Raw genomic sequence first — 25,859 nt, 5'->3', positions numbered from 1 at the left:
ATCAATCTAAAACCGTCGGATAAACCAAGGAGCAAGAGATGGCCGAAGCTTATGTCTATGACGCCGTGCGCACGCCGCGGGGCAAGGGCAAGAAGGACGGATCGCTGCACGAGGTGCCGGCGGTTCGGCTTGCCGCCAAGACGCTCGAGGCGCTGCGCGACCGCAATGGGCTGGACACCGGCACTGTCGACGACATCATCTTCGGCTGCGTCGATCCGGTCGGCGAGGCGGGCTCGGTCATTCCGCGCGCTGCCGCGTTCGAGGCCGGCTACGACACCAAGGCGCCGGGCATGCAGATCTCGCGCTTCTGTGCCTCGGGGCTAGATGCCATCAATTTCGGCGCCGCCAAGATCGCGCAGGGCGCCGACGAGATCGTCATCGCCGGCGGCGTCGAATCGATGTCGCGCGTCGGCATGGGCGCCTCCGGCGGCGCCTGGTTCATGGATCCCTCGGTCGGCCTGCCCGGCTGGTTCGTGCCGCAAGGCATCTCCGCCGACCTGATCGCCACCAAATACGGCTTCAGCAGAGACGACGTCGACGCCTATGCGGTCGAGAGCCAGAAGCGCGCCGCAAAATCCTGGGCCGACGGCCGCTTCAAGAAGTCCGTCATTCCGATCAAGGACCAAAACGGCCTGACCATCCTGGACCATGACGAGCATATGCGCCCGTCGACCGACATGCAGTCGCTGGCCTCGCTCAACCCGTCCTTCATCATGCCTGGCGAAATGGGCGGCTTCGATGCCGTCGCCGTGCAGAAGCATCCTGAGGTGGAAGAGGTCAACCATGTCCACCACGCCGGCAATTCGTCCGGCATCGTCGACGGTGCGGCGGCCGTGCTGCTCGGGTCGAAGAAGGCCGGCAAGGCGATGGGTATCAAGCCGCGCGCCCGCATCCGCACCTTCGCCAACATCGGCTCCGAACCGGTGCTGATGCTGACCGGTCCGGTCGACGTCACCGAAAAGCTGTTGAAGCGCGCCAAGATGAAGCTGTCCGACATCGACCTTTTCGAGCTCAACGAGGCCTTCGCCTCGGTGGTTTTGCGTTACATGCAGGCGTTCGACATTCCGCATGACAGGATCAACGTCAATGGCGGCGCCATTGCCATGGGCCATCCGCTCGGCGCCACCGGTGCGATGATCTTGGGCACTGTGCTGGACGAACTCGAGCGCCGCGATTTGAACACCGCTTTGGTGACGCTTTGCATCGGCGCCGGGATGGGCACCGCAACGATCATTGAACGCGTCTGACGGGGAGAGAAACGATGAGCTATACAAATTTCACCCTCGACATCGACGCCGACGGCATTGCGCTTGTCACCTGGGACATGCCGGGCCGATCGATGAATGTCTTCACCGAAGAAGCGATGCGGGAACTAAACGCCATCGTCGATCACGTGACGGGTGACGCCGCCATCAAGGGCGTGGTGATCACCTCCGGCAAGGATACCTTCTCCGGCGGCGCCGACATCACCCTGCTGCAGAAGATGTTGACGACCTTCGCCGCTGAAAAGGGTAAGGACGCGGAAAAGGCCACCAAGGCGCTGTTCGACAATGCCGGCATGATGACCGGCCTGTTCCGCAAGCTGGAAACTTGCGGCAAGCCATGGGTGTCGGCGATCAACGGCACCTGCATGGGCGGTGCCTTCGAGATGTCGCTGGCCTGCCACGGGCGCGTTGCCGCCGACAGTGACAAGGTCAAGATGGCGCTTCCCGAGGTGAAGATCGGCATCTTCCCGGGCGCCGGCGGCACCCAGCGCGTGCCGCGCCTGACCGATCAGCAGCAGGCGCTGCAGATGCTGACCTCCGGCCAGACGCTGTCGCCGCAGAAGGCCAAGTCGATGGGTCTGATCCATGAGATCGCCGAGCCCGCCAAGCTGGTCGAAACGGCCAAGGCGATGATCAGGAATGGCTTGAAGCCGGTGGCGCCGTGGGACGAGAAGGGCTTCAAGCTGCCCGGTGGCCAGATTTATTCGCCCGCCGGCTTCAATCTGTGGCCGCCGGCCATCGCCATCCTGCGCCGCGAGACCCATGGCAACTATCCGGCTGCTGCCGCGATCCTCAAATGCGTCTATGAAGGCCTGCTGGTGCCGTTCGACACCGCCTTGCGTATCGAGCAGCGCTATTTCACCGAGATCATGCAGACCAGGGAAGCGGCGGCGATGATTCGCTCGCTGTTCGTCTCGCTGCAGGAACTGAATAAGGGCGCCCGCCGCCCGGCCGGCGTACTGGAAACCAAGTTCAAGAAGATCGGCATTCTCGGCGCCGGTTTCATGGGCGCCGGCATCGCCTACGTCACCGCCAAGGCCGGCATCCCGGTTGTGCTGCTCGACCGTGACATGGAGTCGGCCGCCAAGGGCAAGGCACATTCCGACAGTCTGATCTCGGATCAACTGAAGAAGGGCCGCGCCAAGCCCGAGGAGAAGGACAAGTTGCTGTCGCTGATCACGCCGACAGCCGACTATGCAGACCTTGCCGGCTGCGACCTGGTGGTCGAGGCGGTCTTCGAGGATTCAGGTGTCAAGAAGAGCGCCACCGAACAGGCGGAGGCCGTGTTGAAGCCATCGGCGATCTTCGCGTCGAACACCTCCACCATCCCGATCTCGGCGCTGGCCAAGAATTCGGCGCGGCCAAAGAATTTCATCGGCATCCACTTCTTCTCCCCTGTCGACAAGATGATGCTGGTAGAGATCATTTTGGGCAAGAAGACAGGCGACAAGGCGCTGGCCACGGCGATCGATTTCGTCCGTGCGATCAAGAAGACGCCGATCGTCGTCAACGACACGCGCGGCTTCTACGTCAACCGCTGCGTGCTGCGCTACATGTCGGAAGCCTACAAGATGCTGATCGAAGGCGTTCCGGCGCCGATGATCGAGAATGCCGCGAAGGCCGCCGGCATGCCGGTCGGACCCCTGGCGCTGACCGACGAGACGGCCATCGACCTTGCCCAGAAGATCATGAAGCAGACCATCCGGGATCTCGGCGACAAGGCGGTCGATCCGAAGCAGATGGCGCTGATCAACACCATGGTCGACGATCACGGCCGCTTTGGCCGCAAGAACGGCAAAGGTTTTTACGATTATCCCGCCAAGCCGGCCAAGAAGAAGCTGTGGCCGGGCCTCAAGGAGCTCTATCCGCAGTTGGCGCCGGAGAAGGTCGACTATGAGGAACTGCAGCAGCGGCTGCTGGTCACCATCGCGCTGGAAGCGGCCCGGGTGATGGAAGAGGGTATCGTCACCGATCCGCGCGAGGCCGATGTCGGCTCGATCCTGGCCTTCGGTTTCGCGCCCTACACCGGCGGCGCGCTGTCATACATCGACGGCATCGGAGCCAAGGCATTCGTCAAGATCGCCAAGGGCTTGCAGAAGAAATACGGCGCCGAGTTCAAGGCGCCCAAGTTGCTGCTCGACATGGCCGAGAAGGGCGAAAGCTTCTACGAGCGCTTCGATCCCTATACGAATGGCGAGACCAGAAAGGCGGCGTGAGGCAGCCTTGCACTGTGGACAAGAGGATGGCTCCGGGTTAGAAGCGAAAAAGGTATTTTTTCCTGTTTGAAGGAGAGCAAGAATGCTCTCGCATGACCGTGTCTGGGCCGCCATCGATGCTCTTGCCGAGCGCTATTCGCTTTCGGCCTCGGGTTTGGCCAAGCGCGCGGGGCTCGATTCCACTGCGTTCAACAAGTCGAAGCGTCTGTCGTCGGACGGCCGGCCGCGCTGGCCTTCGACCGAATCGCTGGCCAAGATCATCGAGGCGACGGGCGCTTCGCTCGATGAATTCACCGGCCTGATCGAAGGCCGAGCCGCGACCAGCCATGCCGCCGCCCTTGCCCGCACACGCTCCGTGCCGTTGCTCGGTTTTGCCCAGGCGGGCGCCGGCGGCTATTTCGACGATGCCGGTTTTCCGGCCGGGCAGGGCTGGGATCTGGTCGAACTGCCGGCGCAATCCACCGAGAATTCCTATGCGCTGCAGGTGCAGGGCGATTCCATGCTGCCGCTCTACCGCAATGGCGATGTCCTCATCGTCGAACCGGGCGCCATCACCCGCAAGGGCGATCGCGTCGTCGTCAAGACCACTGCCGGCGAGGTCATGGCCAAGGTGCTGGAGCGCCAGACCGTCAAGTCGATTGCGCTGGTCTCGCTCAATCCCGATCATCCCGACCGCGATATTCCCATGCGCGATGTCGAATGGGTGGCGCGGATCGTATGGGCAAGCCAGTAGGTCGGCTGGTGCGTCTCCTTCATGTTGCCCTTTCGGTTCTGATGGTCCCGGTGATGGCGACCATGGTCGTCACGGGCGGCCGCACGCTGAAAGGAGGCGAGAGCGTTGTCGCGCTGGACCAGCTTGATGCGGGCGCCGACACGATTTCGCAGCAAGGCGCCGAGACGGTGCCCGACGAGCCGGCCACTTCGGCCATTTCAGATCCACAGCCGCCGAAGCTTGCGCCGCATTCGAGGGCGATCGATCCCGAGCTCGTTGCACCGCCTCAGCGTGCCGCCGAGGAACTGGAACGGGTCGAGCCGCGCGAGCCGCTGAGCAAGCTGGCCCTGGCCGTGCCGCCCAAGCCGAAAATGCCCGACGGCTGGAACGGCACAAAGCTGTTCCAGCCGGTCGCGCCGGCCGCCGGCCGGATCGAAGCGAAGGGTTACTCGATCGCGGTTTCCGGCATCGACATCGTCAGTCAGGACGAGATTTGCAGCGATGACGGCAAATCCTGGCCATGCGGCGTCCGGGCGCGGACGGCGTTCCGTGCCTTCCTGCGCGGCCGTGCGGTGGTTTGCAGCGTACCGCCCGAGGGTGGTCGCGACCTGATCGCCGCCGAATGCCGGATCGGCAAGCAGGATGTCGGTCGATGGCTGGTCGAAAACGGCTGGGCGCGCGCCGCCAGGGGTGGACCCTATGTCGAGGCCGGCGACAAGGCACGCACGGCGAGGAAGGGCATTTTCGGATCGGCTCCTGATCTGTCCGGAATGCCGGCAATGCCGGCCGCGCCAAGCCCGGCGCCTCAGGCGCCGGGTTCGATCCTGGAAGAGGTGGACGGCGTTCTCAAGCCAGCTGACCAGCCAGCGCCCGCTCAATAAGCCCCCGCGTTTCGGCAATGCCATAGAGCGCTGCGAACGAACCGAAGCGTGGACCGCGCTCCTGGCCGATCAGCACCTGATAGATCATCTGGAAAAAGGCACCAGAAACGCCGGGGCCGCCTTCCGGGCTTTGCTTGGAATGGTCCTGGTAGCGTTCGATCCTGCGTGCGACGTTGAGCGATGCGTTCTGGATCGCTTCGCCATTGGCGTCTTCCGGCAGCGCGCCGAGCGCCGCGTCGAGAGCTTGCAATGCCTCGCGCTCGACTTCGTCGGCCGGACGGAAGGTTTTCGTCGGCTTCACGAAGTCGTCGAAATAGCGGATCGCGTGGCCGACCAGCTGGTCGAGCTCGGGATGCGTCTCCGGCGTCACGCCTTGCGTGTGGCGTAAAATGAAGCCCCACAGCACATCCTTGTTCTGCGCGTTGGAGGCGCTGACCAGGTTGAGCAGCAGCGAGAACGGCACCGGCATGTCGATGGCGGGCGGGTTGCCGTCATGCATATGCCAGACAGGGTTGCCCAGCCGCTCCTTCCAGTCCTGCCGCGGATACGCGGCAAGGAAGGTGTAGTACTCGTCCACGGCGCGCGGGATGACATCGAAATACAGTTTCTTGGCCTGTCGCGGCCGCTGGTACATGTAGAGCCCGAGGCTTTCGGTCGGCGCATAGGTCAGCCAATCGTCGATGGTCAGCCCGTTGCCCTTCGATTTCGAGATCTTCTGGCCGTTCTCGTCGAGGAACAGTTCGTAGACGAAGTGCTCCGGCGCCCGTCCGCCCAGTATGTTGCAGATGCGGTCGTACACCACCGCATTGGTCTGGTGGTCCTTGCCGAACATCTCGAAATCGACGCCAAGCGCTGCCCAGCGCATGCCGAAATCCGGCTTCCACTGCAGCTTCACGCGGCCGCCGGTGATCGAAAGCGTGGTCTCGGTGCCTTCGTCGTCAAAGGTTATGGTGCCGGCCTTGGCGTCGACATGCTTCATCTGCACGTAAAGCACGCGGCCGCTCTTCGGTGAAATCGGCAGGAACGGGCTGTAGGTCGCCTGACGCTCAGGGCCGAGCGTCGGCAGCATCACCGCCATGATCTGGTCATAGCGTTCGGCGGCGCGCAGCAGCATCGCGTCGAAACGTCCGGACTTGTAATATTGCGTCGCGCTGGCGAACTCGTAGTCGAAGCCGAACGTGTCGAGGAAGCGGCAAAGCATCGCGTTGTTGTGGTCGGCGAAGCTGGCATAGTCGCCGCCGAACGGATTGGGAACCGACGACAGCGGCTTGTGCAGATGCGGCTCGAGTGCGGCGCGGTCCGGCACGCTGTCGGGTATCTTGCGCATGCCGTCCATATCGTCTGAAAAGCACAGCAACTTGGTCGCAACCTTATCCTGCGTCAGGACACGGAAGGCATGGCGCACCATCGACGTCCGCGCCACCTCGCCGAATGTGCCGATATGCGGCATGCCGGACGGTCCGTAGCCTGTCTCAAACAGGATCGTTTGGGGAAAGTCGGCGTCTTTGTAACGTTCGATTATCTTTTTGGCTTCCTCGAACGGCCACGCCTTGCTCTCGGTCGCGGCCGCCAGCACCTCGGGATTGAGATCGATGATGTTTGATCCCGCCATGTCACTTTATCCAAATTGTCCACCGGCCCAAGTCATTTAAGGCGGGGGCCGGAGCAGGGGTTGTTCAATCCGGTCTCTAGGCGTGCATTGCCGGAGCGTCAACGCGTGCGGCGCTTTTTCCTTGCGATGCAGATTGTGCATTCCTACGTTCGAGTCCCGGTTGAAGGAGAAAAAATTGCCGACGCCGCATGAAGCCCTGATCTACCTGATGGTCATCACCTCGGCCTCCGATCGTGACATGACCGATGTCGAACTGGCCAGGATCGGCGACGTTGTCCGCTCCTGGCCGGTATTCGAGGATTTCAATCACGACCGGCTGGTCAGTGTCGCCCAGGCCTGCCAGAAGCGCCTGCACGAAAAGGATGGGCTGGAAGGCGTTCTGGCAGAAGTCGCCGAGGCCCTGCCCGAGCGCTTGCGCGACACTGCCTATGCTGCTGCTTTCGAGGTGGCCGCCGTCGATCTTGAAATGCGCATGGAAGAGGTGCGGGTGCTGCAGCTGATCCGGCGTGAGCTCGATCTCGACACGCTGACGGTGGCTGCCATCGGCCGCGCGGCCAAGGCGCGGCTGCGCACGCTGACCTGAATATCAGCTGCGCCCTAGCAAAATCTGACGGGGACCGGATTAGAAAAAACTGACCGGGAAATAGCGCAAATAAAATTCCGCGAACGTGCCTTTCATCGAAATCTCCTGCAGCGCGTAGTCGAGCGCGGCGGCCAACGCTGGATCGTCCGCCCGGGTGGCGATGGCCATGCCCGAGCCCAGATATTCGGGCGCCAGGTAGGGGCCGCCGGCAAAGCGGCAGCAGCCCGCCGCATCCGAGCCGCCCAGCCAGAAAGCCAGGCGCATGCCGTCGCCGAAGGCTGCGTCGAGCTTGCCGGTCTTGAGGTCGGCATAGAGGTCTTCCGGCCTGTCGAAGGGGACGATCTGAACGGTGTTGAAATAGTCGCGCAGCATGCGCTCATGCGCTGAGCCGGCGACCACGCCGACACGCTTGTCGCGCAATTTGGCAAAGATCGGTTCGGCCAGTGCCTTGCCCTTCGGCATGATGAAGCGCGCCGGAAACTGTAGATAGGAGCGCGAGAAGGCATAGGTCGCGCGCGATTCCGGCGTTGCGGCGATGCCGGCGATGATTGCCTCGCCTTCACCCTTCTGCAGTGCGCCTTCCAGTTCGGCCCAGGGCAAGGCCTGGATCTGGCATTTCTCGACAATGCCAAGCTCGGCGCAGATGGCGCGTGCCAGATCGATATGGAACCCGGACAGCTTTCCCGAGCCATCGAGGAAATTGAAGGGCGGGAAATCCGTGGTCGTCAGGAATCTCAGCCGGGGCAGCGCCGAAAGGTCTGGCTTGGGCAGTCGCTCCTTGGCATCCCATAGAACCGGAACTTGAGGCGCCGCGGCGCGCGCGCCAACGGCGAACGACAGCAATCCGATCATCATCGCAAGGGCGAAGGACCTCCACTGGAACGCCAAGATAAAACTCCGCCACGGTCGTGCTCGCACCGGTTTTCGTATGAAAATGGGACAGGCACAATGGTTTTTGATTTTGAACACGCCGATTTCAGGATATGAATTAGCCGGTTTGCAAATCAGCCTTGGCCGCCTTGGTGAGAAGATCAGGGTCGAAGCCACAGAATAAGTATGCGGTTTGCAATCCGTGGTCGGTGGCAAAGTGTAAATCAGGCACGCATCATCGGCTGCAATGCATGAGGCAACATGGGGTTGATGTTGCGATGGGTCAGTTCGATCGCACGCTGGAATTCATAGACCAACTGCAGCACGCCGCAACGGCGGCAGCAGTCTGTGAAACGCTGCTGGGCATAACGTCGGATTTCGGTCTCACCGCACTGATGGCGGGAACCGTCCCGCAGCCGGGCACGCCGGCCGGCCAGCAAAAGCAGCATGTGCTTCTCTGCGATTGGCCGGGCGAGTGGCTGGAGCGCTACGTCGCGCGCAACTATGTCGATCACGACCCGGTCGTCAGCCATATGAAACAGTTGCAGGCGCCCTTCCAGTGGCGCGACGCCTCGCAGAGCATTCAGATAAACAAGAGCAGCGGCGAAGTGATGGGCGATGCCGGTGCCTTCAAACTGCGCGATGGACTGGCCTTCCCGCTGATCACGCTCGACGGCCAGATCGTCATGGTGTCGCTGGGCGGCGAGGCCGTGGAATTGTCCGCTGCCGAGTTTGGCCAGGTGTCGCTGGTATCGACCTACGCGGTTGGCCGCGCCATGCAACTCCACACCATGGCGAGCAAGACCGTCGAGCATATCGTGCTGACGCCGCGCGAGCGCGAATGCCTGCAATGGGCCGCCGTCGGCAAGTCCGAATGGGAGATTTCGCAAATCCTCGGCATCTCCGAACACACCTCGGAGAAACACCTTCTTAACGCCAAAAGCAAACTCGGTGCCGTCAACCGGGTCCAGGCCGTCGCGGAAGCGATAAGGCGCGGCTATATTAGCTAGGTCGGCCGTGCCGGCCTGGAAATTCTTGCCTACGCGATCACGCAATTTTCTCATCGAAGCACGGCCGTATCTTCCTCTGAACACAGGAGACGGCGGAAATGCTTTTTTCCCTTACAACCCAGGAATTGATGGAACGTCCCGAACTTTGGGAGGCCGTTCATCGGCTGCGCTACAAGATATTCGTCGAAGAGATGGGGTGGGATGATCTCAGGCGCCCCGACGGACTCGAACGCGACCAGTTCGATCATGACGAGGCCGTCCATCAGATCGTCGTCAGAGGTAACGAAGTCGCAGGCTATCAAAGGATGTTGCCAACCACGCGGCCACATCTGTTGACCGAGGTTTTGACCGACCTTTCCGAGGGAACGCCGCCATCGGGCCCAAACATCTGGGAATTGACCCGCTATGCGGTGGCTCCCGGTTTCCGCGATGGCCGCCGCGGCGTTTCAACCGTCGGCACCGAATTGATCGCCGGCTTCGTCGAGTGGGGGCTGAAGCGCGGCGTCGACAAGGTGATCATCGAGTTCGAGCCGATGTGGGTGCTGCGCGCATTGCAACTGCATTTCCTGGCAACCCCGCTGGGCTATCAGCGCACTTATGGCAACCAGCAGGTCGTAGCCACCTTGCTGACCTTCAACGCGCACACGCTCGATGTGGTGCGTTCGCGCCGCAATCATTTTGCTCCGGTGCTGACCAGGGGGTACCCCGACATGCTTGGGCAAAGGCGTGCGTCATGAGATCGGAGACAGTCGTGAGTACACATCCGCAACCTGAACTTCGCAACCACACGCTGGTGGTCACCGTGTCGTCGAGTGACAGCCGGCCGGTGCTGGACAGGAGAGCCTATGAGAGCCTGGCAAAGACTTTCCATGAAGCCGCCGACAATGACGAGGTGCGCGTCGTCGTGCTGCGTGGCCTGGCAGGTTGCTTCTGTCTCGGCGGCGACTTCTCCGAATTCCTCGACGCCAGCAAACACCGGAAACTGATCGCCGCCGTCACCGATCTGTTCCGCACGCTGGCGACATTTCCAAAGCCCCTCCTTGCCTGCGTCGACGGCGATGCCGTCGGGGTCGGCTGCACCATCCTGTTTCATTGCGACATGGTGATCGCGTCTGATGAAAGCACGTTCCGGGTGCCATTCGTCGATTTTGGCCTGGTGCCGGATGCGGCGACCAGCATTCTGGCGCCGCAGAAGCTTGGCTACGCCGGTGCTTTCCGCTTCTTCTGCCTCGGCGATACGCTTCGCGCTCAAGATGCCAGGGCGCTCGGCCTCGTCGCGGAGATCGTGCCGGGCGGCAGCGTCGAGGAAGCGGCGCTCGGCCGGGCAAGGCAGCTTGTCAAGAAGCCGGTCGCCGCCCTGCTGCAGACGCGCGGCCTGCTGAAGGGGAACACGCAGCTACTATGCGACCGTATCGACCAGGAGATTTCGCTTTTCCAGCAGGCGCTGCAGGACGACACCACGCTGCGGCGATTGCAGCGCATCGCCCGGCTTGCGGCTTAATGCATGTCGCTCAAAAGTGCCCCAGGTTTTGAGACAACGACGTGCATGGAAACAAAGATCTAAAGCGCGGCGCATGAATCCGCTTCGACGCGATGCGCTTTAAGAGAAACGAGGGAAAAGCATCGCCGCGCGGCCTTGGCTGCGCGGCGCAAGGGCATCAGTCCTGTTTGCCCAGGAACGACGGCCCTTCGCCGATGAGCTTCTTGTCCTCCTTGCCGATCACGTCGAGATCGCGTCCGTCATAGGGCAGCGACATCAGAATGCGCCGCATGACCGCCAGCCGCGCGCGCCGCTTGTCATTGGCCCGCACGATGATCCACGGCGCGAACTCCTTGTGGGTGCGCTCGAACATGGTATCGCGCACCTCGGTGTAATCGTCCCACTTGGTAATGCCGGCAACGTCGATCGGTGAAAACTTCCAGCTCTTCAGCGGGCTGTAGCGGCGATCGTGGAAGCGCTCCAGCTGCGTTTCCCGGCCGATGTTGAGCCAGAACTTGAAGAAGTGGATGCCCTCGTTGGAGATCATTCGTTCGAAATGCGGCGTCTCGTCGAGAAACTGCTCGTGCTGCTGCGGCGTGCAGAAACCCATCACCGGCTCGACGCCGGCCCGGTTGTACCAGGATCGGTCGAAGGTGACGAATTCGCCAGATGTCGGGAAATGGTCGACATAGCGCTGAAAGTACCATTGCCCCATCTCGGTCGGGGTAGGTTTGGTCAGCGCCACGTTGCGTGCCGTGCGCGGGTTGAGGTACTGGCGCACCACGAAGATCGTGCCGCCTTTGCCTGCGGCGTCGCGGCCCTCGAACAGCGCCATCACCCGTTTGCCGGTCGATTGCAGCCACGCCTGGGCCTTGACCAGTTCGATCTGCAACTTCTCGAGCGTCTCGTCATACTCCTCGCTGTTCATCTTCTTGTCGTAGGGATAGCCGCCGGCGGTGAGCTTGTTGTCTTCAACCCAGTCGGGAAGCGTGGGGTTTTCGATGTCGAACTCCCGTTCCTTGCCATCCACCCTGATCTTCAGCGGCCCCGAAGTCGGTGCAGCTGAAACTTCCTTGGCTTTTTTCATCGAGATGAACCCTTTCCAGCTTCCGGACTCATGCTATTGGGAGTGCTGCAGCGCCGCGCCCGCTTTGGACAGGCAAAGGACGCCGTAGCACTTTTGATTTGCGCATGATCCTTTCAGAAAATCGATCTCCGATTTTGGGTCATGCGCTGGACCGGTCCAGCGGAAGGTTCCGTCGCCCTACAACCGAGGGCGAAGGCATGGGGTGCGGGCGCGCGAGAAATGGCTGACCTGGACGCAGAGCAGAGAAGCATCGCGCAAACCGTAGCCAGCCGGCTGTGGAACAGCCGCTGGCTGCTTGCGGCCGGTGTCGTTGCGGTTGTCGCTGTTTATGCCTTGGCCGCGATTTCAGCCTATGTCGTCCTCGCGGCACTGCTGATGCTGCTTGCTGCGGCAATGCTGCCGGCCGCCGGCACGCGCCGGTCCACCGAGAGCGGCTCCGCCATCGAGGCCACCGGCTTGCAGCGGCTCTCCGGTGAATATCTGGCGGCCGCCGTCGCCGATCCGCTGATCATCTTCGACCGGACCGCCACCATCGTCCATGCCAATGCCGCCGCCTTCGCCGCCTTCGGCGGGATCGCGCCGGGCATGTCGCTGTCGTTGAAGTTCCGGGCGCCGGAAATGCAGGCTCTGCTGGATGGCGTGCTGTCGGGTGATGTCGCCTCCGATGTCGTCGACTACACGGAGAAGCTGCCGGTCGAACGGGCTTACCGGGTGAGCGCATCCTCGGTCGGTCACGCCACCGATCTGTATGTGCTGGTGTTCAAGGACCAGAGCGAAACGCGCAGGATAGACCGCATGCGCGCCGACTTCATCGCCAACGCCAGCCACGAACTGCGCACGCCGCTCGCCTCCATCTCCGGCTTCATCGAAACGCTGCGCGGGCCGGCCCGCAACGACCCGGCGGCGCGCGATCAGTTCCTGCAGATCATGCAGAGCCAGACCGGTCGCATGGCGCGTCTGATCGACGATTTGTTGTCGCTCTCGCGGCTCGAAATGAAGCCTTATCTGAAGCCTGGAACCGAGGTCGATCTGCGCGAGACAGTCGACAGCGTCATCGGTTCACTCGGACCGCTGGCCAAGGAAAACGGCGTTGCCATCGAGCGGGATTATGCCGATGGGCCGCTGGATGTACCCGGCGATCGCGACGAGCTCTTCCAGGTTTTCGAGAACCTCCTGGAAAACGCCTGCAAATACGGGCAGTCGGGCGGGCGCGTGACGGTGTCGATCGCGCACAGCGATGCCGGCTCGGAGCCCGGCATCGACGTGACCATCAGGGATTTTGGCCCTGGCATTCCCGAGGAGCACATTCCGCGCATCACCGAACGCTTCTATCGCGTCGATGTCGAGACCAGCCGGACCCAGAAGGGCACCGGCCTCGGCCTATCGATCGTCAAGCATATCCTGACGCGCCACAACGCCAGGCTTTCGATCAAGTCCGAGGTCGGCAAGGGCGCCGCCTTCACGGTTCATTTGCCGACGCATTGATATCGCCCTAGTTTTCGAGGGGACGGTTTCTTTTTTCTGTCATCCGGCTAGCGTATCAGCGGGGATTCGAGGAAACGACTCAAAAGACACCCCGTGGGAAGGCATATTGCCATGCAGTCCGTGCACATCGTCAGCGCCTATGACGACGAGCTGAAATATCTGTCGAAGCGCATCGCCGCGATGGGCGGCCATGCCGAGCGCATGGTCGAGCAGGCGATCGCCGCGTTGGTCAATGCCGATCCGAGCCTGGCCGAGAAGGTCATCCGCGACGATGCCGTGCTGGATGAAGGGCAACGCGAAATCGACGATAAGGCGATCATCATCATTGCCAGGCGTCAGCCGATGGCGACGGATTTGCGCGAGATCGTCGGGACCATTCGCATCTCCGCCGACCTCGAACGGGTTGGCGACCTCGCCAAGAACGTCGCCAAGCGGGTGGTCGCCGTCACCGACGGACGCCAGCCGACCAGCCTGTTCCGCGGCCTTGAGGCCCTGGCCAACCTTGCGCTGGCCCAGCTAAAGGAAGTGCTCGACGTCTACGCATCGCGCTCGGTAGAGAAAATCGGCTTCGTGCGTGACCGCGACGACCAGATCGACGCTATGTACACGTCGCTGTTTCGTGAGTTGCTCACCTACATGATGGAAGACCCGCGCAACATCACGCCCTGCACGCATCTGCTGTTCTGCGCCAAGAACATCGAGCGTATCGGTGATCACGCCACCAACATCGCCGAGACCATCTACTATACCGTCACAGGCGAGCAGTTGCCGGCTGAGCGGCCCAAGGGCGACAAGACCGACAAGATAGGCCTTTCCGAGACGCTGCCGGGGAAGTGAACGGCCGCCTCTCGAACAGGCACACGAATTAAGCTAAGCTTTCCGGGCTTTGCCTCTATCCGCGTCCGTGGATTTGCTTCGGGAGGTCGTGATGGAAAACGTTCGGAACCTGATCCCGGAGGCTGCGTCGGCTTCCGGCATTATCGCTTGCGGCGTCTACACGGCCGGACGTCGCATTGCCGACATTCCTATCGAGGAAGCCGGCGAATGGGCAAAGAAATCCGGTCATGTCGTCTGGATTGGCCTGCTCGAGCCCGACCGCAACCTGCTGCTGCGCGTCCAGGCGCAATTTCACCTGCATGAGCTGGCGATCGAGGATGCCGAGCACCCGCACCAGCGGCCGAAGATCGAGCAATATGGCGATGCCTTGTTCATCGTCGCCCGCACCGCGCAGCTGATCGACGGCCGGGTCACCTTCGGCGAGACCCATTTGTTCGTCGGCAGCGGCTACATTGTCAGCGTCAGGCACGGCCCCTCGACGTCCTATGCCGCCGTTCGTCAGCACTGGGAAAGCTGCCCGCATTCGCTGGCCAAGGGGGAGGATTTCGTCCTCTACGCCATTCTCGATTTCATCGTCGACAATTACATGCCGGTGCTCGAGCAGATCGAGGACGAGGTCGAGGTGATCGAGGACAGGGTTTTGCTGAAGCCGATGACCGGTCCCGACATCGAGCGGCTCTATATGCTGCGCCGCGACCTTTTGCGCCTGCGCAACGCAGCGCTGCCGCTGGTCGAAGTCTGCCGTCGGCTGACCAGTGCCGAGCTGCCGCAAATTCATACAGCCATGCACCCGCTGTTTCGCGACGTCACCGATCACATTCGCACTGTTCAGGAGAAGATCGACAGCCTGCGCGAGGTGCTGGCGTTCGCCTTCGAAGCCAGCCTGCTGGTCGGCCAGAGCCAGGAAACGGCGATCTCCAAGAAGCTCGCCTCCTGGGCAGCCATCCTGGCGGTGCCGACGGCATTCGCCGGCATCTACGGCATGAATTTCAGCGATATGCCGGAACTGAAGATGGAATACGGCTACCCGATGGTGCTGGCCACGATCGCGCTGATCTGCACGTTCCTCTACTGGCGATTTCGCAAGAATGGGTGGCTGTGAAAGAGGGCGAATAGCGAATAGGGAGTAGCAAAAGACGGCTTGCTTCCTGTCACAGAAGCCAGCCGTTTCTATTCGCTATTCGCTATTCGCTATTCGCTATTCGCTCAGCGGCTCCGCCGCCGCTCCGATGCCGGCTGGAACGCCACGCGGGCGTGGTACTTGCAGTAGGGACCGGTTTCGGCGGCCTCGTTGCCGCAGAAATGGAAGTCCTCCGAAAGCGGATCACCGTTCGGCCATTTGCAGGTCCGCTCGGTCAGCTCGACGAGTTGTAGATGCCGCGAGATCGGCAACACGACATTCTCGACCGGGCGGATGTAGTGGCGCGCCACCGGTTCGGCGTCGAACTGCGTCTGCAGGGCCGTCGCGCCGATCGACGTCGTGACGTGACGCACAGCAGTTGCTGCGCGCGATACCGATTTCTGAACGGTCGCCCCTTGCGTCGCCTTCTTTTGGCGTGCCGGGGTGGCGGTCGAACGGCCGCGGCCCGACAGTTTCAGCCGGTGCACCTTGCCGATGACCGCGTTGCGGCTGACCCCTCCAAGCTGCGCGGCAATCTGGCTTGCGCTCAGACCCTCCGACCACAATTTCCTGAGAAGTTCTACCCGCTCGTCAGTCCAGTTCATGAGACCGCGCTCCTGCTAAGCGTGCGGCAATCGGAATCCACTCCCGACCCGGCAACATTTACCGGGGCAGACACCACATATATCTGGTGATTAGGTCCGCCGCACGAAATCTAGTTATTTCTCAACTACAATTACCTTATGCGCTGACTCGGTGACAAGAGTCCCAAGTGCAACACGAATCGGTTTTTTCGGTTTTCCCCAACTTGCCCGGTCGCTTATGAGCTGGCGTCTCGTCGGAGGGCTTGCCGCGCGCCACTACGCGACGTTTTCGTTGACTTCATGGCCGAAAAACACGATAAGCCGCACAAGCCGCCGCTTTGGCGGCTTTTTTGATTTCCGGTACCGGAGACGCATATAATGAGCGGTTCGGCGCTTTACGAGACCTTTGCTCGAGCACCCCTGGCCTTCGACCATGGGGAAGGCACTTGGCTGGTTACCGACAAGGGCGAGCGATATCTCGATTTCGCGGGCGGCATCGCCGTCAATTCGCTGGGCCACAGCCACCCGCATCTGGTCGCCGCACTCACCGCACAAGCAGCCAAGCTGTGGCATGTCTCCAACCTCTACGAGATTCCGGGGCAGAGCCGGCTGGGCGAGCGGCTGGTCGACGCCACCTTCGCCGACAAGGTGTTCTTCACCAATTCCGGCGCCGAGGCGCTCGAATGCGCGATCAAGACGGCGCGACGCTACCATTTCGTCAACGGACATCCCGAGCGCTTTCGCGTCATCACCTTCGAAGGCGCCTTCCACGGCCGCACCCTGGCGACCATCGCGGCGGGCGGTCAATACAAGTACCTCGAGGGTTTCGGACCCAAGGTCGAAGGCTTCGACCAGGTCGGCTTCGATGACATCGACGCCGCCGAAAAGGCGATCACGCCAGAGACGGCGGCGATCCTGATCGAACCGGTGCAGGGCGAGGGCGGCATCAGGCAGGTGCCGACGCAATCGCTGAAGCGGCTGCGGCAATTGTGCGAGCAGCACGGCCTGCTCTTGATCTTCGACGAGGTCCAGTGCGGCATTGGCCGTACCGGCAAGCTGTTCGCGCATGAATGGGCCGGTGTCACCCCCGACATCATGGCGATCGCCAAGGGCATTGGCGGTGGCTTCCCGATGGGCGCCTGCCTTGCAACCGACGAAGCGGCCGTCGGCATGACCGCAGGCGTGCACGGCACCACGTTCGGCGGCAATCCACTGGCCATGGCGGTCGGCAACGCCGTGCTCGACGTGGTGCTGGAAGAGGGCTTCCTCGAGGACGTCCAGCGCAAGGCGCTGCTGATGAAGCAGGGGCTCGCGTCGGTCGCCGACGAGTTTCCCGAGGTCATCGAGGACATCAGGGGTACCGGGCTGATGCTCGGCCTCAAATGCGCCATGCCCAACACCAAGGTGAACATGGCATTGCGTGACCAGCACCTGCTGGCGGTTCCGGCCGGTGACAACGTCATTCGCCTGTTGCCGCCGCTAACCGTCACCGACGCCGAGATTCACGACGCGCTCAACCGCATCCGCGCCGGCGCCAAGGGCCTGGCGGAGGCGAGCGCCCCCGCCGCCGCGAAGTAATCCCGGAACCATTGCTGATGTCAGTTCGCCATTTCACCGATCTTTCCGCTGTCTCAGAAGGCGATCTGCGCCTGATGCTGGACGATGCGGTGGTGCGAAAGGCCCGCCTCAAGGCTGGCGAGCGCACCAAGCCGCTCGAAGGCAAGGTGCTGGCGATGATCTTCGACAAGCCGTCGACGCGCACGCGCGTCTCCTTCGACGTCGGCATGCGCCAGCTTGGCGGCGAGACCATCATGCTGACCGGCACCGAGATGCAGCTCGGCCGTTCCGAGACCATTGCCGACACCGCCAAGGTGCTATCGCGCTATGTCGACGCGATCATGATCCGCACCACGTCGCATGAGCGGCTGCTGGAGCTGACCGAGAACGCTACCGTTCCGGTGATCAACGGACTGACCGACGATACCCATCCCTGCCAGCTGATGGCCGATATCATGACCTTCGAGGAACATCGCGGTCCGGTCGCCGGCAAGACCATCGCCTGGACCGGCGACGGCAACAATGTGCTGCATTCGCTGCTCGAGGCCTCTGCGCGCTTCCGCTTCAATCTCAACGTCGCCGTCCCCGAGGGCAGCGAACCGGCACAAAAGCATATCGACTGGTCGCAGGCGCATGGCGGCAAGCTGCACTTCACCCGCTCGCCCGAGGAAGCCGTCGACCAGGCCGACTGCATCGTCACCGATTGCTGGGTGTCGATGGGCCAGGAGCATCGCGCCCGTGGCCACAACGTGTTCTCGCCCTACCAGGTCAATGCCAAGCTGATGGCCAGGGCCAAGCCGGACGCGCTGTTCATGCACTGCCTGCCGGCGCATCGCGGCGAAGAGGTGACCGACGAAGTCATCGACGGGCCACACTCGGTGGTCTTCGACGAGGCGGAGAACCGGCTCCATGCCCAGAAGGCCGTGCTCGCCTGGTGCCTCGGCGCTTGATCTCCGGGCGCGTGATGCCTATTTGCGCCGCATCACGCAAATCAAGCGCGTTTCGACGCATGCTCCCGAGAGGGCGGCATGGCCGCGCCCTGGAGCTTTGTTATGTTGGAAACCTATCGAGTGACTGAACATCACCCCAAACTCGGCGAATTCGGCTACGCCGGCGACGATCATGTCGTGCCCTTCGAAGTCGGCCCGCTCGACGTGCGCGGCCGCACCGTCCAACTCGGGCCGATGCTCGATGCCATCCTCAGTCGCCACGATTATCCCGAGCCGGTCGCGCGGCTGCTGGCGGAGGCGTGCGTGCTGACGGTGCTGCTCGGCACCTCGCTCAAATTCGAGGGCAAGTTCATCCTGCAGACCCGCACCGACGGGCCTGTCGACATGCTGGTCGCGGATTTTTCCACGCCCTCGGCGCTGCGCGCCTATGCGCGTTTCGATGCCGACCGGCTGGAGGCGCTGGTCGCGGCGGGCGAAACGTCCCAGCAGACCCTGCTCGGCACGGGCGTGCTGGCGCTGACCATCGATCAGGGCGCCCACACGCAGCGCTATCAGGGTATCGTCCAACTCGACGGCGAGACGCTGGAAGATGCGGCGCGCACCTATTTCCGTCAGTCGGAGCAGATTCCGACCGATCTCAGGCTGTCGGTGGCCAAGCTCTTGACGCCCGGCCCGGGCGGCACCCGTGAGCAGTGGCGCGCCGGTGGCATCCTGGCGCAGTTCCTGCCGCAGTCGCCCGACCGCATGCGCGTGCCGGATCTGCCGGGCGGCGATGGCGATCCGCGCGAGGAGATCCACGATCCGGCCGACAATTCCTGGCAGGAGTTGCTGGCGCTGCTCGGCACCACCGAGCCGACCGAACTGATCGATCCGACGATCGGTGCCGAGCGGCTGCTCTACAGGTTGTTCCACGAGCATGGCGTGCGCGTTTTCGGCAGCGTTCCGGTCGCCGACCAGTGCTCGTGCTCCCGGGACAAGATCCGCGGCATCCTCGAAGGCTTTTCCGCCCAGGAGATCAAGGACAGCACCGAGGACGGCGGCATCCACGTCGCCTGCGAGTTCTGCTCGAAGCAATATGACTTCGACCCGGCGGAGTTTGCGGCGCAGTAGAGAAAAACACGCCTCGCCGGCTGCCTTGCGGCCGGTGAGGTAAATTAATTCACCGTCCGCCGCGTCCCCGGCAGGTCGAGTGAAAATGCGGGGATGGCGATGTCGAACGTCTCGCCCCGCTTGTTGCGCATCGTGTAGTGCCCGACCATGATGCCGGACGGTGTTGAGAGCGGGCAACCGGACGTGTACTGGTAGCTGTCGCCGGGATTGAGTTCGGGCTGGTCGCCGACGACGCCAGGGCCGCGTACCTCTTCGACCCGGCCAGTGCCATCGGTGATGTGCCAATAGCGCGACAACAGCTGGACGGAATCGTCCGATTGATTGTCGATCGTTATCTGATAGCCCCAGACATAGCGGTTCTCGGACGGATCCGAGCGATCCTCCAGATAGAACGGCCTGACCTGCACTTCGATGTTGCGCGTGACGGCGCTGTACATAAGCGGCTCCAATACAATCCGGTAACTTTCGGCGCTCCGTGATGGCCGGTCAACGGTGCGCGTCCTATCGTCGCGGTCTGCAGGGCAGGTGCCGGCAAAGAATGTCATTTAAGTGACACGTGACGATGGTCAATGATGGTGTGTGCCGATCAATGCTGCGCGACTCGGGCGCTCCGTCGAACTGTTGAGATCTGTCGTCATGCCCCTAGATTGTTCTGGTGGGCGGCTTTCCTGGAGTTACCGGATCTCGATGGAACTCACTCTCGTAGTCGCCACGCTTTCAATTGCTCTCATCCTCTCAAATCTCGCCAGCATCGTGCTTGCGGCTTCGCGTCTGAAACGGCGCCGCGCTATGGCGCCGCCGGCCGGCAAGCCGCGGCCGGTGTCGATCGTCGTGCCGTCGCGTGGCGTTGAGCCGTTCACCCTCGAGACGCTGGAGCGCGCCTTCTCGCTCAACTGGCCGCGTTACGAGCTGATCTTCTGTGTTGCCCATGCCGACGATCCAGTGGTCAGGCTGATAAACAGGGCGATTGCCCGGTTTCCCAAGGTGCCGGCCCGGCTGCTGGTCGGCGACGACCGTATCAGCGCCAATCCGAAGCTCAACAATTGCGTCAAGGGCTGGGAAGCGGCGCGGCACGACTGGGTTGTCCTGGCCGATTCCAACGTGCTGATGCCGAGAGACTACGTCCAGCACCTGATGGCTGCATGGCGACCCAATACCGGCCTTGTCTGCTCGACGCCAATCGGCTCGCGACCGGCCGGCTTCTGGGCTGAAGTCGAATGCGCTTTCCTCAACACGCTGCAGGCGCGCTGGCAATATGCGGGCGAGGCGCTTGGCCTTGGCTTTGCCCAAGGCAAGAGCATGCTCTGGAACAAGCCGATCCTCGATGCCAATGGCGGCATTCGCGCGCTGGCCGCCGAGATCGCCGAGGACGCCGCCGCGACCAAGCTGGTCAATGGCCTCGGCCTGCGCGTCAATCTCGTCGCCGCGCCTTTCGAGCAGCCACTCGGCCGGCGCACATTTGGCGAGATCTGGTCGCGCCAGGCCCGTTGGGCGCGCCTGCGCCGCGTCACCTTTCCGCTGTTCTTCGCGCCTGAAATCCTGACTGGCGCGGTGGTGCCGCTGGTGCTGGCGCTGATTGCGGCGGCAAGCGCCGGCATCAGCCCCTGGGCAACCGCCATTGCCGTGCTGGCGGCCTTCTACCTTCCCGAGTGCGTCCTGGCCTGGTCAAAGGGCTGGTGCCTGTCGCCACGCATGGTCGCGGCGATGGTAACGCGCGACCTGATCCTGCCTGCGATGTGGGCGCGCGGCTGGCTCGGCGGTGCCGTCGAGTGGCGCGGCAATGCGATGACCATCGGCACCAAGGCGGCCAAGCTGGAAGAGACGCCATCCGGCGCCTGAAAGCCAAAGGCTTGCTATTTGGCCTTCAGCGCCTGCGCGATATCCTCAAGCAGATCTTCGGTGTCTTCCAGGCCAACCGACAGTCTGAGCGTGCCCGGCCCGATGCCGAGTTCGGCGCGCGCCTCATCGCTCAGGTTCTTGTGAGTTGTCGTCGCCGGATGGGTGATCAGGCTCTTGGCATCGCCGAGATTGTTGGAGATCAGCACGATATCGAGCGCGTTCTGCAAGGCGAAGGCCGCCTGCTTGCCGCCTTTGACATCCAGGCAGATCAGCGTCGAGCCACCCGACATCTGCTTCTTTACGACATCAGCCTGTGGGTGATCGGCGCGGCCGGGATAGATGACGCGGGCGATTTCCGGCCGCTCGGCCAGGAAATCCGCGATCTTGCCGGCGCTTTCCGTCTGCTGGCGCACGCGCAGCGGTAGCGTCTCCAGGCCCTTTAGCAGCGTCCAGGCGTTGAAGGGCGACAGGCTGGGCCCGGTGTGGCGGAAATAGTCATGCAGGTTCTCGTCGATCCACTTCTTGTCCGACAGGATGACGCCGCCGAGACAGCGCCCCTGGCCGTCAATGTGCTTGGTCGCCGAATAGACGACGATGTGGGCGCCGAGTTGCAAGGGCTTCTGTTGCAAGGGCGTGGCAAAGACGTTGTCGACGATCAGCCTGGCGCCGATCGAATTGGCGAGCGAGGCAACCGCGGCGATATCGACCACTTCCAGCGTCGGGTTGGTCGGGCTTTCCAGAAAGAACAGCTTGGTGTTCGGCTTGACCGCCTTTTCCCAATTGGCGACGTCGGTGCCGTCAACCAGCGTCGCCTCGATGCCGTATCTTGGCGCCAGCGTCTCGACCACCCAGCGGCAGGAGCCGAACAGTGCACGGGCCGCCACGATATGGTCGCCGGCCTTGGCGCTGCACAAAAGCGCTGCCGTTACCGCAGCCATACCGGAGGCGGTGGCGCGGGCGTCCTCGGCGCCCTCGAGCGCGCACATGCGCTTTTCGAACATGTCGACGGTCGGATTGGCGTAGCGCGAATAGATGAAGCCCGGCTCCTCACCCTTGAAACGGGCTTCGGCGGCCTGCGCCGTTTGATAGACGTAGCCCTGGGTGAGGTAAATCGCTTCCGACGTTTCGCCGAAACCGGAACGCAGCGTTCCGCTGTGAACGAGTGCCGTTTGAGGCTTCCAGTTGCGCTTGTTGGTGCTCATCGCTCTTCTTCCAGACACAAAAAAACCGGCCGCGAAAGTCGCAACCGGTCCATACGGCCTTGCGGCCCGACGGTCCTTTAGCGACTTGTTTAACGTGGCTGCAAGCCGACCGGCCAAATCACCACGGGATAACGACCCTTTAGACCCGCGCCACGCTTGCGTCAATTGCCGGCTTGATTAAGAGGTTTGTACCAGCGGCGTTGCAGCGGAGTCAGCTTTGCGGCAAACAGGCATTCTTCCCGATCAGGACATTTCGGCGCTCTTCCAGTCCGGCGCGCTGAAGTCGGCGCGTGCGCTCGATGCCGACCAGATCCAGCCGGCCAGTCTTGATCTCCGGCTCGGCGACAAGGCCTGGCGGGTGCGTGCCTCCTTCCTGCCAGGTCCCAACCACAAGGTTTCGGAAAAGCTCGACCGGCTGAAGCTGCATGAGATCAATCTGACCGAGGGCGCGGTGCTGGAGACCGGCTGCGTCTATATCGTGCCCTTGCTCGAAAGCCTGGCATTGCCAGCCAACATTTCGGCCTCGGCCAATCCCAAGAGCTCGACCGGGCGGCTCGACATCTTTACCCGTGTCATGACTGATCGCGGCCACGAGTTCGACAAGATCGCCGCCGGCTATCATGGCCCGCTCTTTCTCGAGGTCAGCCCGCGCACCTTCCCGATCGTCGCGCGCACCGGTTCGCGACTGTCGCAGATCCGCTTCCGCACCGGCAATGCGCTGCTGTCGGAAGCCGAACTGCATCAGTTGCATCGCGCGCAGATATTGGTCGCGACGGAGCCGCCCAACATTTCCGGCGGCGGCATCGCGCTGTCGATCGACCTGAACGGCGATCAAAGCGGTCTGGTCGGCTATCGCGGCAAGCATCACACCGGTCTCGTCGATGTCGACAAGCGCGCTGCGCAGGAAGTCGTCGACTTCTGGGAGCCGATCCACAAGAGCGGCGCTGGCGAACTGGTGCTCGACCCCGATGAATTCTACATTCTTGTGAGCCAGGAAGCGGTGCATGTGCCACCGCTCTACGCCGCCGAGATGACGCCCTTCGATCCGCTGGTCGGCGAATTCCGCGTCCACTACGCCGGCTTCTTCGATCCGGGCTTCGGCCATTCGGCGTCCGGTGGCACCGGCAGCCGGGCGGTGCTCGAAGTGCGCAGCCACGAAGTGCCGTTCATCCTCGACCATGGCCAGATCGTCGGCCGGCTGGTCTACGAGCACATGCTGAAGCGGCCGCAGGCGCTCTATGGCACCGATCTCGGCTCCAACTACCAGGCGCAGGGTTTGAAGCTGTCCAAGCATTTCCGCCCCGCGCGCTGAACCCATTACCCCCAGGCAAAATACTTGCCTGCGCTGCCTCGCCATGCTTGGCTGCCTTTCTGGTCGTCAAGCTGGCGGCGTTCAAGGGGAACCAAGAAAATGCAGATTTCGAAATGGATCATATCGGCAGCAGGCGCTGCCATGCTGGTGATGGCGGCTGGCTCTCTGTCGGTGCAGGCAGCTGAGAAAATCAAGATCGGCACCGAGGGCGCCTATCCGCCATTCAACACCATCACCTCGGATGGCAAAGTCGAAGGCTTCGATATCGACATCGCCAACGCGCTGTGTGCGCAGATGAAGGTCGAGTGCGAAATCGTCACCCAGGACTGGGATGGCATCATTCCAGCCCTGCAAGCGAAGAAGTTCGACGCCATTATCGCCTCGATGAGCATCACCGAGGAGCGCAAGAAGCAGGTCTCCTTCACCAACAAATACTACACGACACCGCTCGCCCTGGTGGCGCCGAAGGACAGCGACCTCACCTCGACCGAACCGGCGGCCCTTGCAGGCAAGACAGTCGGCGCCCAGGCCTCGACCACGCAGGCCGACTATGCCCAGAATACCTATGGCAAAGCGGGCGCCGAGGCCAAACTCTACCCGACCCAGGAAGAAGCGATCACCGACCTGACCAACGGCCGGCTTGACGCCGTGATCTCGGACAAGTTCGTGCTGATGGACTGGCTGAAGAAGGCAAGCGAGGGCTGCTGCAAGCTGGTCGGCGACGTCAAGGGCACGGAGACACAAGCCGGCATTGCCGTCCGCCTGGAAGACACGGCACTGCGCGACAAGCTCAATGCTGCCATCGACGCGATTGTCGCCGATGGCACCTACAAGAAGATCCAGGCCAAGTATTTCGACTTCGATATCTATTGAAGCAGCAATCTCCCCACTTGAGGGGGAGATGGCCGGCAGGCCAGAGGGGGTCGGCTCGACCGGATGCAACCTTCTTGCGACAGATGGAGGTTGGCGCTTTACGCGAGGCACCCCCCTCTGTCGCCTTTGGCGACATCTCCCCACGAGGGGGAGATCACCCTTTCAAAGCGCCTTTACCGCCACCTTCACCGGCTGTTCGATCTCGAGCGGATTGCGCAGCGGCAGGCCGAAATCACTGGCCTCGATCTCGAACACGTCGCCTGGCTCGGTCTTGATGCCGTCGGCGAAGGACAGTGTCGCCGTGCCGAACATGTGCACATGCACGTCGCCTGGTTGGCGGAAGGCGGCATATTTGAAGTGGTGATGCTCGAGATTGGCGATGGTGTGGGACATGTTCGCTTCGCCGGACAGGAACGGCTTTTCCCACAGCACCTCGGTGTCGCGCACGATGCGCGAGGTGCCGCGGATGTCAGCCGGCAGGTCGCCGATCAGGATCTCCGGGCCGAACGAAGCGTTGCGCAGCTTGGAATGGGCGAGAAAGAGATAGTTCACGCGCTCGGTGACGTGGTCGGAAAACTCGTTCGACAGCGTGAAGCCGACGCGGAAGGGCGCGCCATCATCGCCGATGACGTAGATGCCGGCCACCTCAGGCTCTTCGCCGGCGTCGTTGGCGAAGGCCGGTGACAGGAGCGCCGCGCCTGGCGCCACCGCCATCGTGCCGTTGCCCTTGTAGAACCATTCCGGCTGCACGCCGATCTGGCCTTTCGCGGGCTTGCCGCCGTCCAGCCCCATGCGAAACATCTTCATGGAATCGGTCAGCTGCTCCTCGCCGTCGGCGCTGAGCTTCTTGTGCATGGAATCGCGTGTCGCGGCCGAACCCAGATGCGTTAGCCCGGTGCCGGTCAGGTGCAGATGCGCCGGGTCTGGATGGTTGATCGGCGACAGCAGCCGGCCCTTCTTATAGGCGGCCTCGAGATCGACCGTTTCGCCAAGCCCCTTGCGCTCGATCAGCGCGACGAGGCCGACGCCGGTGCGGGCGGCCTCCATCGCCAGCGAGTACACGCTGCGGGCGCCATTGATGATCCGGGTCTTGCCGCCGTTGCGGGCAACGACACGGATTGTCTCGGCGTCATCGAGAATCTGGGAGATCAGCATGATGGATCCTCTCTCATTTGTCTTGGCCCGGTTGCCATTTGGCAAACCTTAACCTGCGCGGCTCGGATCTCGCCGCGCCACGGGTTGAACTCTTCGTCCGGATTGCGCTCGCGGGCCTG

The 25,859-nt window shown here is 62.6% G+C and carries 24 protein-coding genes and 1 riboswitch; of the genes, 17 read left to right on the top strand and 7 right to left on the bottom strand.

What is annotated here, in order from left to right:
- The first annotated feature begins 38 nt into the window (after positions 1–38).
- From NKJ89_RS07985 to NKJ89_RS07970, 4 genes are all read left to right on the top strand, one after another.
- Positions 39–1,247, top strand: coding sequence for an acetyl-CoA C-acetyltransferase (locus tag NKJ89_RS07985; RefSeq protein WP_023758062.1), 1,209 nt, complete (start codon positions 39–41; stop codon positions 1,245–1,247).
- 14 nt (positions 1,248–1,261) lie between these two features.
- Entirely contained in the window at positions 1,262–3,481 is a 2,220-nt protein-coding gene (locus NKJ89_RS07980) for a 3-hydroxyacyl-CoA dehydrogenase NAD-binding domain-containing protein (protein ID WP_352601351.1), read from the top strand.
- A gap of 82 nt (positions 3,482–3,563) precedes the next feature.
- Positions 3,564–4,214, top strand: coding sequence for a S24 family peptidase (locus tag NKJ89_RS07975; RefSeq protein ID WP_023758060.1), 651 nt, complete (start codon positions 3,564–3,566; stop codon positions 4,212–4,214).
- A gap of 8 nt (positions 4,215–4,222) precedes the next feature.
- Complete coding sequence (locus NKJ89_RS07970; protein WP_352601515.1) at positions 4,223–5,074, top strand: thermonuclease family protein; 852 nt, start codon at positions 4,223–4,225, stop codon at positions 5,072–5,074.
- Here NKJ89_RS07970 and NKJ89_RS07965 read toward each other — a convergent pair.
- Entirely contained in the window at positions 5,040–6,686 is a 1,647-nt protein-coding gene (locus NKJ89_RS07965; RefSeq protein WP_352601349.1) for a lysine--tRNA ligase, read from the bottom strand. The two genes, NKJ89_RS07970 and NKJ89_RS07965, sit on opposite strands and share 35 nt — an antisense overlap.
- 175 nt (positions 6,687–6,861) lie before the next feature.
- Here NKJ89_RS07965 and NKJ89_RS07960 point away from each other — a divergent pair, with 175 nt between their 5' ends.
- Complete coding sequence (locus NKJ89_RS07960) at positions 6,862–7,269, top strand: tellurite resistance TerB family protein (protein ID WP_023758057.1); 408 nt, start codon at positions 6,862–6,864, stop codon at positions 7,267–7,269.
- A 39-nt stretch (positions 7,270–7,308) separates the two neighbouring features.
- Here the strand turns inward: NKJ89_RS07960 and NKJ89_RS07955 are convergent, their stop codons facing one another.
- Positions 7,309–8,121, bottom strand: a complete 813-nt coding sequence (locus NKJ89_RS07955) for an ABC transporter substrate-binding protein (protein ID WP_502904112.1) — start codon at positions 8,119–8,121, stop codon at positions 7,309–7,311.
- A gap of 296 nt (positions 8,122–8,417) precedes the next feature.
- Between NKJ89_RS07955 and NKJ89_RS07950 the strand changes: the two genes are divergently transcribed.
- From NKJ89_RS07950 to NKJ89_RS07940, 3 genes are all read left to right on the top strand, one after another.
- On the top strand, positions 8,418–9,149 hold the full coding sequence (locus NKJ89_RS07950) for a helix-turn-helix transcriptional regulator (RefSeq protein WP_352601345.1): 732 nt from the start codon (positions 8,418–8,420) through the stop codon (positions 9,147–9,149).
- A 98-nt stretch (positions 9,150–9,247) separates the two neighbouring features.
- Positions 9,248–9,886, top strand: coding sequence for an acyl-homoserine-lactone synthase (locus NKJ89_RS07945; protein ID WP_352601343.1), 639 nt, complete (start codon positions 9,248–9,250; stop codon positions 9,884–9,886).
- Positions 9,883–10,650, top strand: coding sequence for an enoyl-CoA hydratase-related protein (locus NKJ89_RS07940; RefSeq protein WP_352601341.1), 768 nt, complete (start codon positions 9,883–9,885; stop codon positions 10,648–10,650). The genes NKJ89_RS07945 and NKJ89_RS07940 overlap by 4 nt, the downstream gene beginning before the upstream one ends.
- A gap of 157 nt (positions 10,651–10,807) precedes the next feature.
- Here the strand turns inward: NKJ89_RS07940 and ppk2 are convergent, their stop codons facing one another.
- Positions 10,808–11,716, bottom strand: coding sequence for a polyphosphate kinase 2 (gene ppk2 / locus NKJ89_RS07935; RefSeq protein WP_023758052.1), 909 nt, complete (start codon positions 11,714–11,716; stop codon positions 10,808–10,810).
- A 219-nt stretch (positions 11,717–11,935) separates the two neighbouring features.
- Here ppk2 and NKJ89_RS07930 point away from each other — a divergent pair, with 219 nt between their 5' ends.
- From NKJ89_RS07930 to NKJ89_RS07920, 3 genes are all read left to right on the top strand, one after another.
- Positions 11,936–13,201 carry an ATP-binding protein gene (locus tag NKJ89_RS07930; RefSeq protein ID WP_352601338.1) on the top strand — a complete coding sequence of 422 codons (1,266 nt, stop codon included), beginning with the start codon at positions 11,936–11,938 and terminating at the stop codon, positions 13,199–13,201.
- Between the two features lie 111 nt (positions 13,202–13,312).
- Entirely contained in the window at positions 13,313–14,038 is a 726-nt protein-coding gene (phoU, locus tag NKJ89_RS07925; RefSeq protein ID WP_023758050.1) for a phosphate signaling complex protein PhoU, read from the top strand.
- Between the two features lie 91 nt (positions 14,039–14,129).
- A complete protein-coding gene (locus tag NKJ89_RS07920) occupies positions 14,130–15,140 on the top strand; it encodes a magnesium and cobalt transport protein CorA (RefSeq protein WP_023758049.1) in 1,011 nt (336 codons plus the stop codon).
- A 104-nt stretch (positions 15,141–15,244) separates the two neighbouring features.
- Here the strand turns inward: NKJ89_RS07920 and NKJ89_RS07915 are convergent, their stop codons facing one another.
- Positions 15,245–15,763, bottom strand: a complete 519-nt coding sequence (locus tag NKJ89_RS07915) for a GcrA family cell cycle regulator (RefSeq protein ID WP_023758048.1) — start codon at positions 15,761–15,763, stop codon at positions 15,245–15,247.
- A gap of 357 nt (positions 15,764–16,120) precedes the next feature.
- Between NKJ89_RS07915 and NKJ89_RS07910 the strand changes: the two genes are divergently transcribed.
- The 3 genes from NKJ89_RS07910 (at position 16,121) to NKJ89_RS07900 (ending at position 19,359) form a co-directional block, all read left to right on the top strand.
- Entirely contained in the window at positions 16,121–17,320 is a 1,200-nt protein-coding gene (locus NKJ89_RS07910; protein WP_352601336.1) for an aspartate aminotransferase family protein, read from the top strand.
- A gap of 17 nt (positions 17,321–17,337) precedes the next feature.
- A complete protein-coding gene (gene argF, locus NKJ89_RS07905) occupies positions 17,338–18,249 on the top strand; it encodes an ornithine carbamoyltransferase (RefSeq protein WP_031259776.1) in 912 nt (303 codons plus the stop codon).
- Between the two features lie 78 nt (positions 18,250–18,327).
- Positions 18,328–19,359 carry an Hsp33 family molecular chaperone gene (locus tag NKJ89_RS07900; RefSeq protein WP_352601334.1) on the top strand — a complete coding sequence of 344 codons (1,032 nt, stop codon included), beginning with the start codon at positions 18,328–18,330 and terminating at the stop codon, positions 19,357–19,359.
- Between the two features lie 44 nt (positions 19,360–19,403).
- Here NKJ89_RS07900 and apaG read toward each other — a convergent pair whose 3' ends face one another.
- The gene (apaG, locus tag NKJ89_RS07895; protein WP_023758044.1) at positions 19,404–19,796 is read right to left on the bottom strand and encodes a Co2+/Mg2+ efflux facilitator ApaG/CorD; all 393 of its coding nucleotides are present in this window, start codon (positions 19,794–19,796) and stop codon (positions 19,404–19,406) included.
- A 250-nt stretch (positions 19,797–20,046) separates the two neighbouring features.
- Here apaG and NKJ89_RS07890 point away from each other — a divergent pair, with 250 nt between their 5' ends.
- Positions 20,047–21,198 (top strand): ceramide glucosyltransferase, encoded by a 1,152-nt coding sequence (locus tag NKJ89_RS07890; protein ID WP_352601332.1) that lies wholly within the window; start codon positions 20,047–20,049, stop codon positions 21,196–21,198.
- 14 nt (positions 21,199–21,212) lie between these two features.
- Here NKJ89_RS07890 and NKJ89_RS07885 read toward each other — a convergent pair whose 3' ends face one another.
- On the bottom strand, positions 21,213–22,400 hold the full coding sequence (locus NKJ89_RS07885; RefSeq protein WP_352601330.1) for an O-succinylhomoserine sulfhydrylase: 1,188 nt from the start codon (positions 22,398–22,400) through the stop codon (positions 21,213–21,215).
- A gap of 57 nt (positions 22,401–22,457) precedes the next feature.
- Positions 22,458–22,535, bottom strand: a riboswitch (SAM riboswitch).
- A gap of 82 nt (positions 22,536–22,617) precedes the next feature.
- On the opposite strand from NKJ89_RS07885, the gene NKJ89_RS07880 reads away from it, so the two are divergent.
- Positions 22,618–23,712 (top strand): 2'-deoxycytidine 5'-triphosphate deaminase, encoded by a 1,095-nt coding sequence (locus tag NKJ89_RS07880; protein WP_352601328.1) that lies wholly within the window; start codon positions 22,618–22,620, stop codon positions 23,710–23,712.
- Between the two features lie 99 nt (positions 23,713–23,811).
- Positions 23,812–24,585, top strand: a complete 774-nt coding sequence (locus NKJ89_RS07875; protein ID WP_352601326.1) for an ABC transporter substrate-binding protein — start codon at positions 23,812–23,814, stop codon at positions 24,583–24,585.
- Between the two features lie 162 nt (positions 24,586–24,747).
- Here NKJ89_RS07875 and araD1 read toward each other — a convergent pair whose 3' ends face one another.
- The gene (gene araD1, locus NKJ89_RS07870) at positions 24,748–25,740 is read right to left on the bottom strand and encodes an AraD1 family protein (RefSeq protein WP_352601324.1); all 993 of its coding nucleotides are present in this window, start codon (positions 25,738–25,740) and stop codon (positions 24,748–24,750) included.
- Positions 25,741–25,859: the final 119 nt, after the last annotated feature.

Source organism: Mesorhizobium sp. M0047 (assembly GCF_040323315.1).
Classification (GTDB): domain Bacteria; phylum Pseudomonadota; class Alphaproteobacteria; order Rhizobiales; family Rhizobiaceae; genus Mesorhizobium.
This window is presented reverse-complemented; position numbering and strand designations above follow the sequence as displayed.

Coding starts and splice junctions, on each gene's coding strand:
- NKJ89_RS07985 (WP_023758062.1), top strand. CDS start 39: ATGGCCGAAGCTTATGTCTATGACGCCGTGCGCACGCCGCGGGGCAAG.
- NKJ89_RS07980 (WP_352601351.1), top strand. CDS start 1,262: ATGAGCTATACAAATTTCACCCTCGACATCGACGCCGACGGCATTGCG.
- NKJ89_RS07975 (WP_023758060.1), top strand. CDS start 3,564: ATGCTCTCGCATGACCGTGTCTGGGCCGCCATCGATGCTCTTGCCGAG.
- NKJ89_RS07965 (WP_352601349.1), bottom strand. CDS start 6,686: ATGGCGGGATCAAACATCATCGATCTCAATCCCGAGGTGCTGGCGGCC.
- NKJ89_RS07955 (WP_502904112.1), bottom strand. CDS start 8,121: ATGATCGGATTGCTGTCGTTCGCCGTTGGCGCGCGCGCCGCGGCGCCT.
- NKJ89_RS07950 (WP_352601345.1), top strand. CDS start 8,418: ATGGGTCAGTTCGATCGCACGCTGGAATTCATAGACCAACTGCAGCAC.
- NKJ89_RS07945 (WP_352601343.1), top strand. CDS start 9,248: ATGCTTTTTTCCCTTACAACCCAGGAATTGATGGAACGTCCCGAACTT.
- NKJ89_RS07940 (WP_352601341.1), top strand. CDS start 9,883: ATGAGATCGGAGACAGTCGTGAGTACACATCCGCAACCTGAACTTCGC.
- ppk2 (WP_023758052.1), bottom strand. CDS start 11,716: ATGAAAAAAGCCAAGGAAGTTTCAGCTGCACCGACTTCGGGGCCGCTG.
- NKJ89_RS07930 (WP_352601338.1), top strand. CDS start 11,936: ATGGCTGACCTGGACGCAGAGCAGAGAAGCATCGCGCAAACCGTAGCC.
- phoU (WP_023758050.1), top strand. CDS start 13,313: ATGCAGTCCGTGCACATCGTCAGCGCCTATGACGACGAGCTGAAATAT.
- NKJ89_RS07920 (WP_023758049.1), top strand. CDS start 14,130: ATGGAAAACGTTCGGAACCTGATCCCGGAGGCTGCGTCGGCTTCCGGC.
- NKJ89_RS07915 (WP_023758048.1), bottom strand. CDS start 15,763: ATGAACTGGACTGACGAGCGGGTAGAACTTCTCAGGAAATTGTGGTCG.
- NKJ89_RS07910 (WP_352601336.1), top strand. CDS start 16,121: ATGAGCGGTTCGGCGCTTTACGAGACCTTTGCTCGAGCACCCCTGGCC.
- argF (WP_031259776.1), top strand. CDS start 17,338: ATGTCAGTTCGCCATTTCACCGATCTTTCCGCTGTCTCAGAAGGCGAT.
- NKJ89_RS07900 (WP_352601334.1), top strand. CDS start 18,328: ATGGCCGCGCCCTGGAGCTTTGTTATGTTGGAAACCTATCGAGTGACT.
- apaG (WP_023758044.1), bottom strand. CDS start 19,796: ATGTACAGCGCCGTCACGCGCAACATCGAAGTGCAGGTCAGGCCGTTC.
- NKJ89_RS07890 (WP_352601332.1), top strand. CDS start 20,047: ATGGAACTCACTCTCGTAGTCGCCACGCTTTCAATTGCTCTCATCCTC.
- NKJ89_RS07885 (WP_352601330.1), bottom strand. CDS start 22,400: ATGAGCACCAACAAGCGCAACTGGAAGCCTCAAACGGCACTCGTTCAC.
- NKJ89_RS07875 (WP_352601326.1), top strand. CDS start 23,812: ATGCAGATTTCGAAATGGATCATATCGGCAGCAGGCGCTGCCATGCTG.
- araD1 (WP_352601324.1), bottom strand. CDS start 25,740: ATGCTGATCTCCCAGATTCTCGATGACGCCGAGACAATCCGTGTCGTT.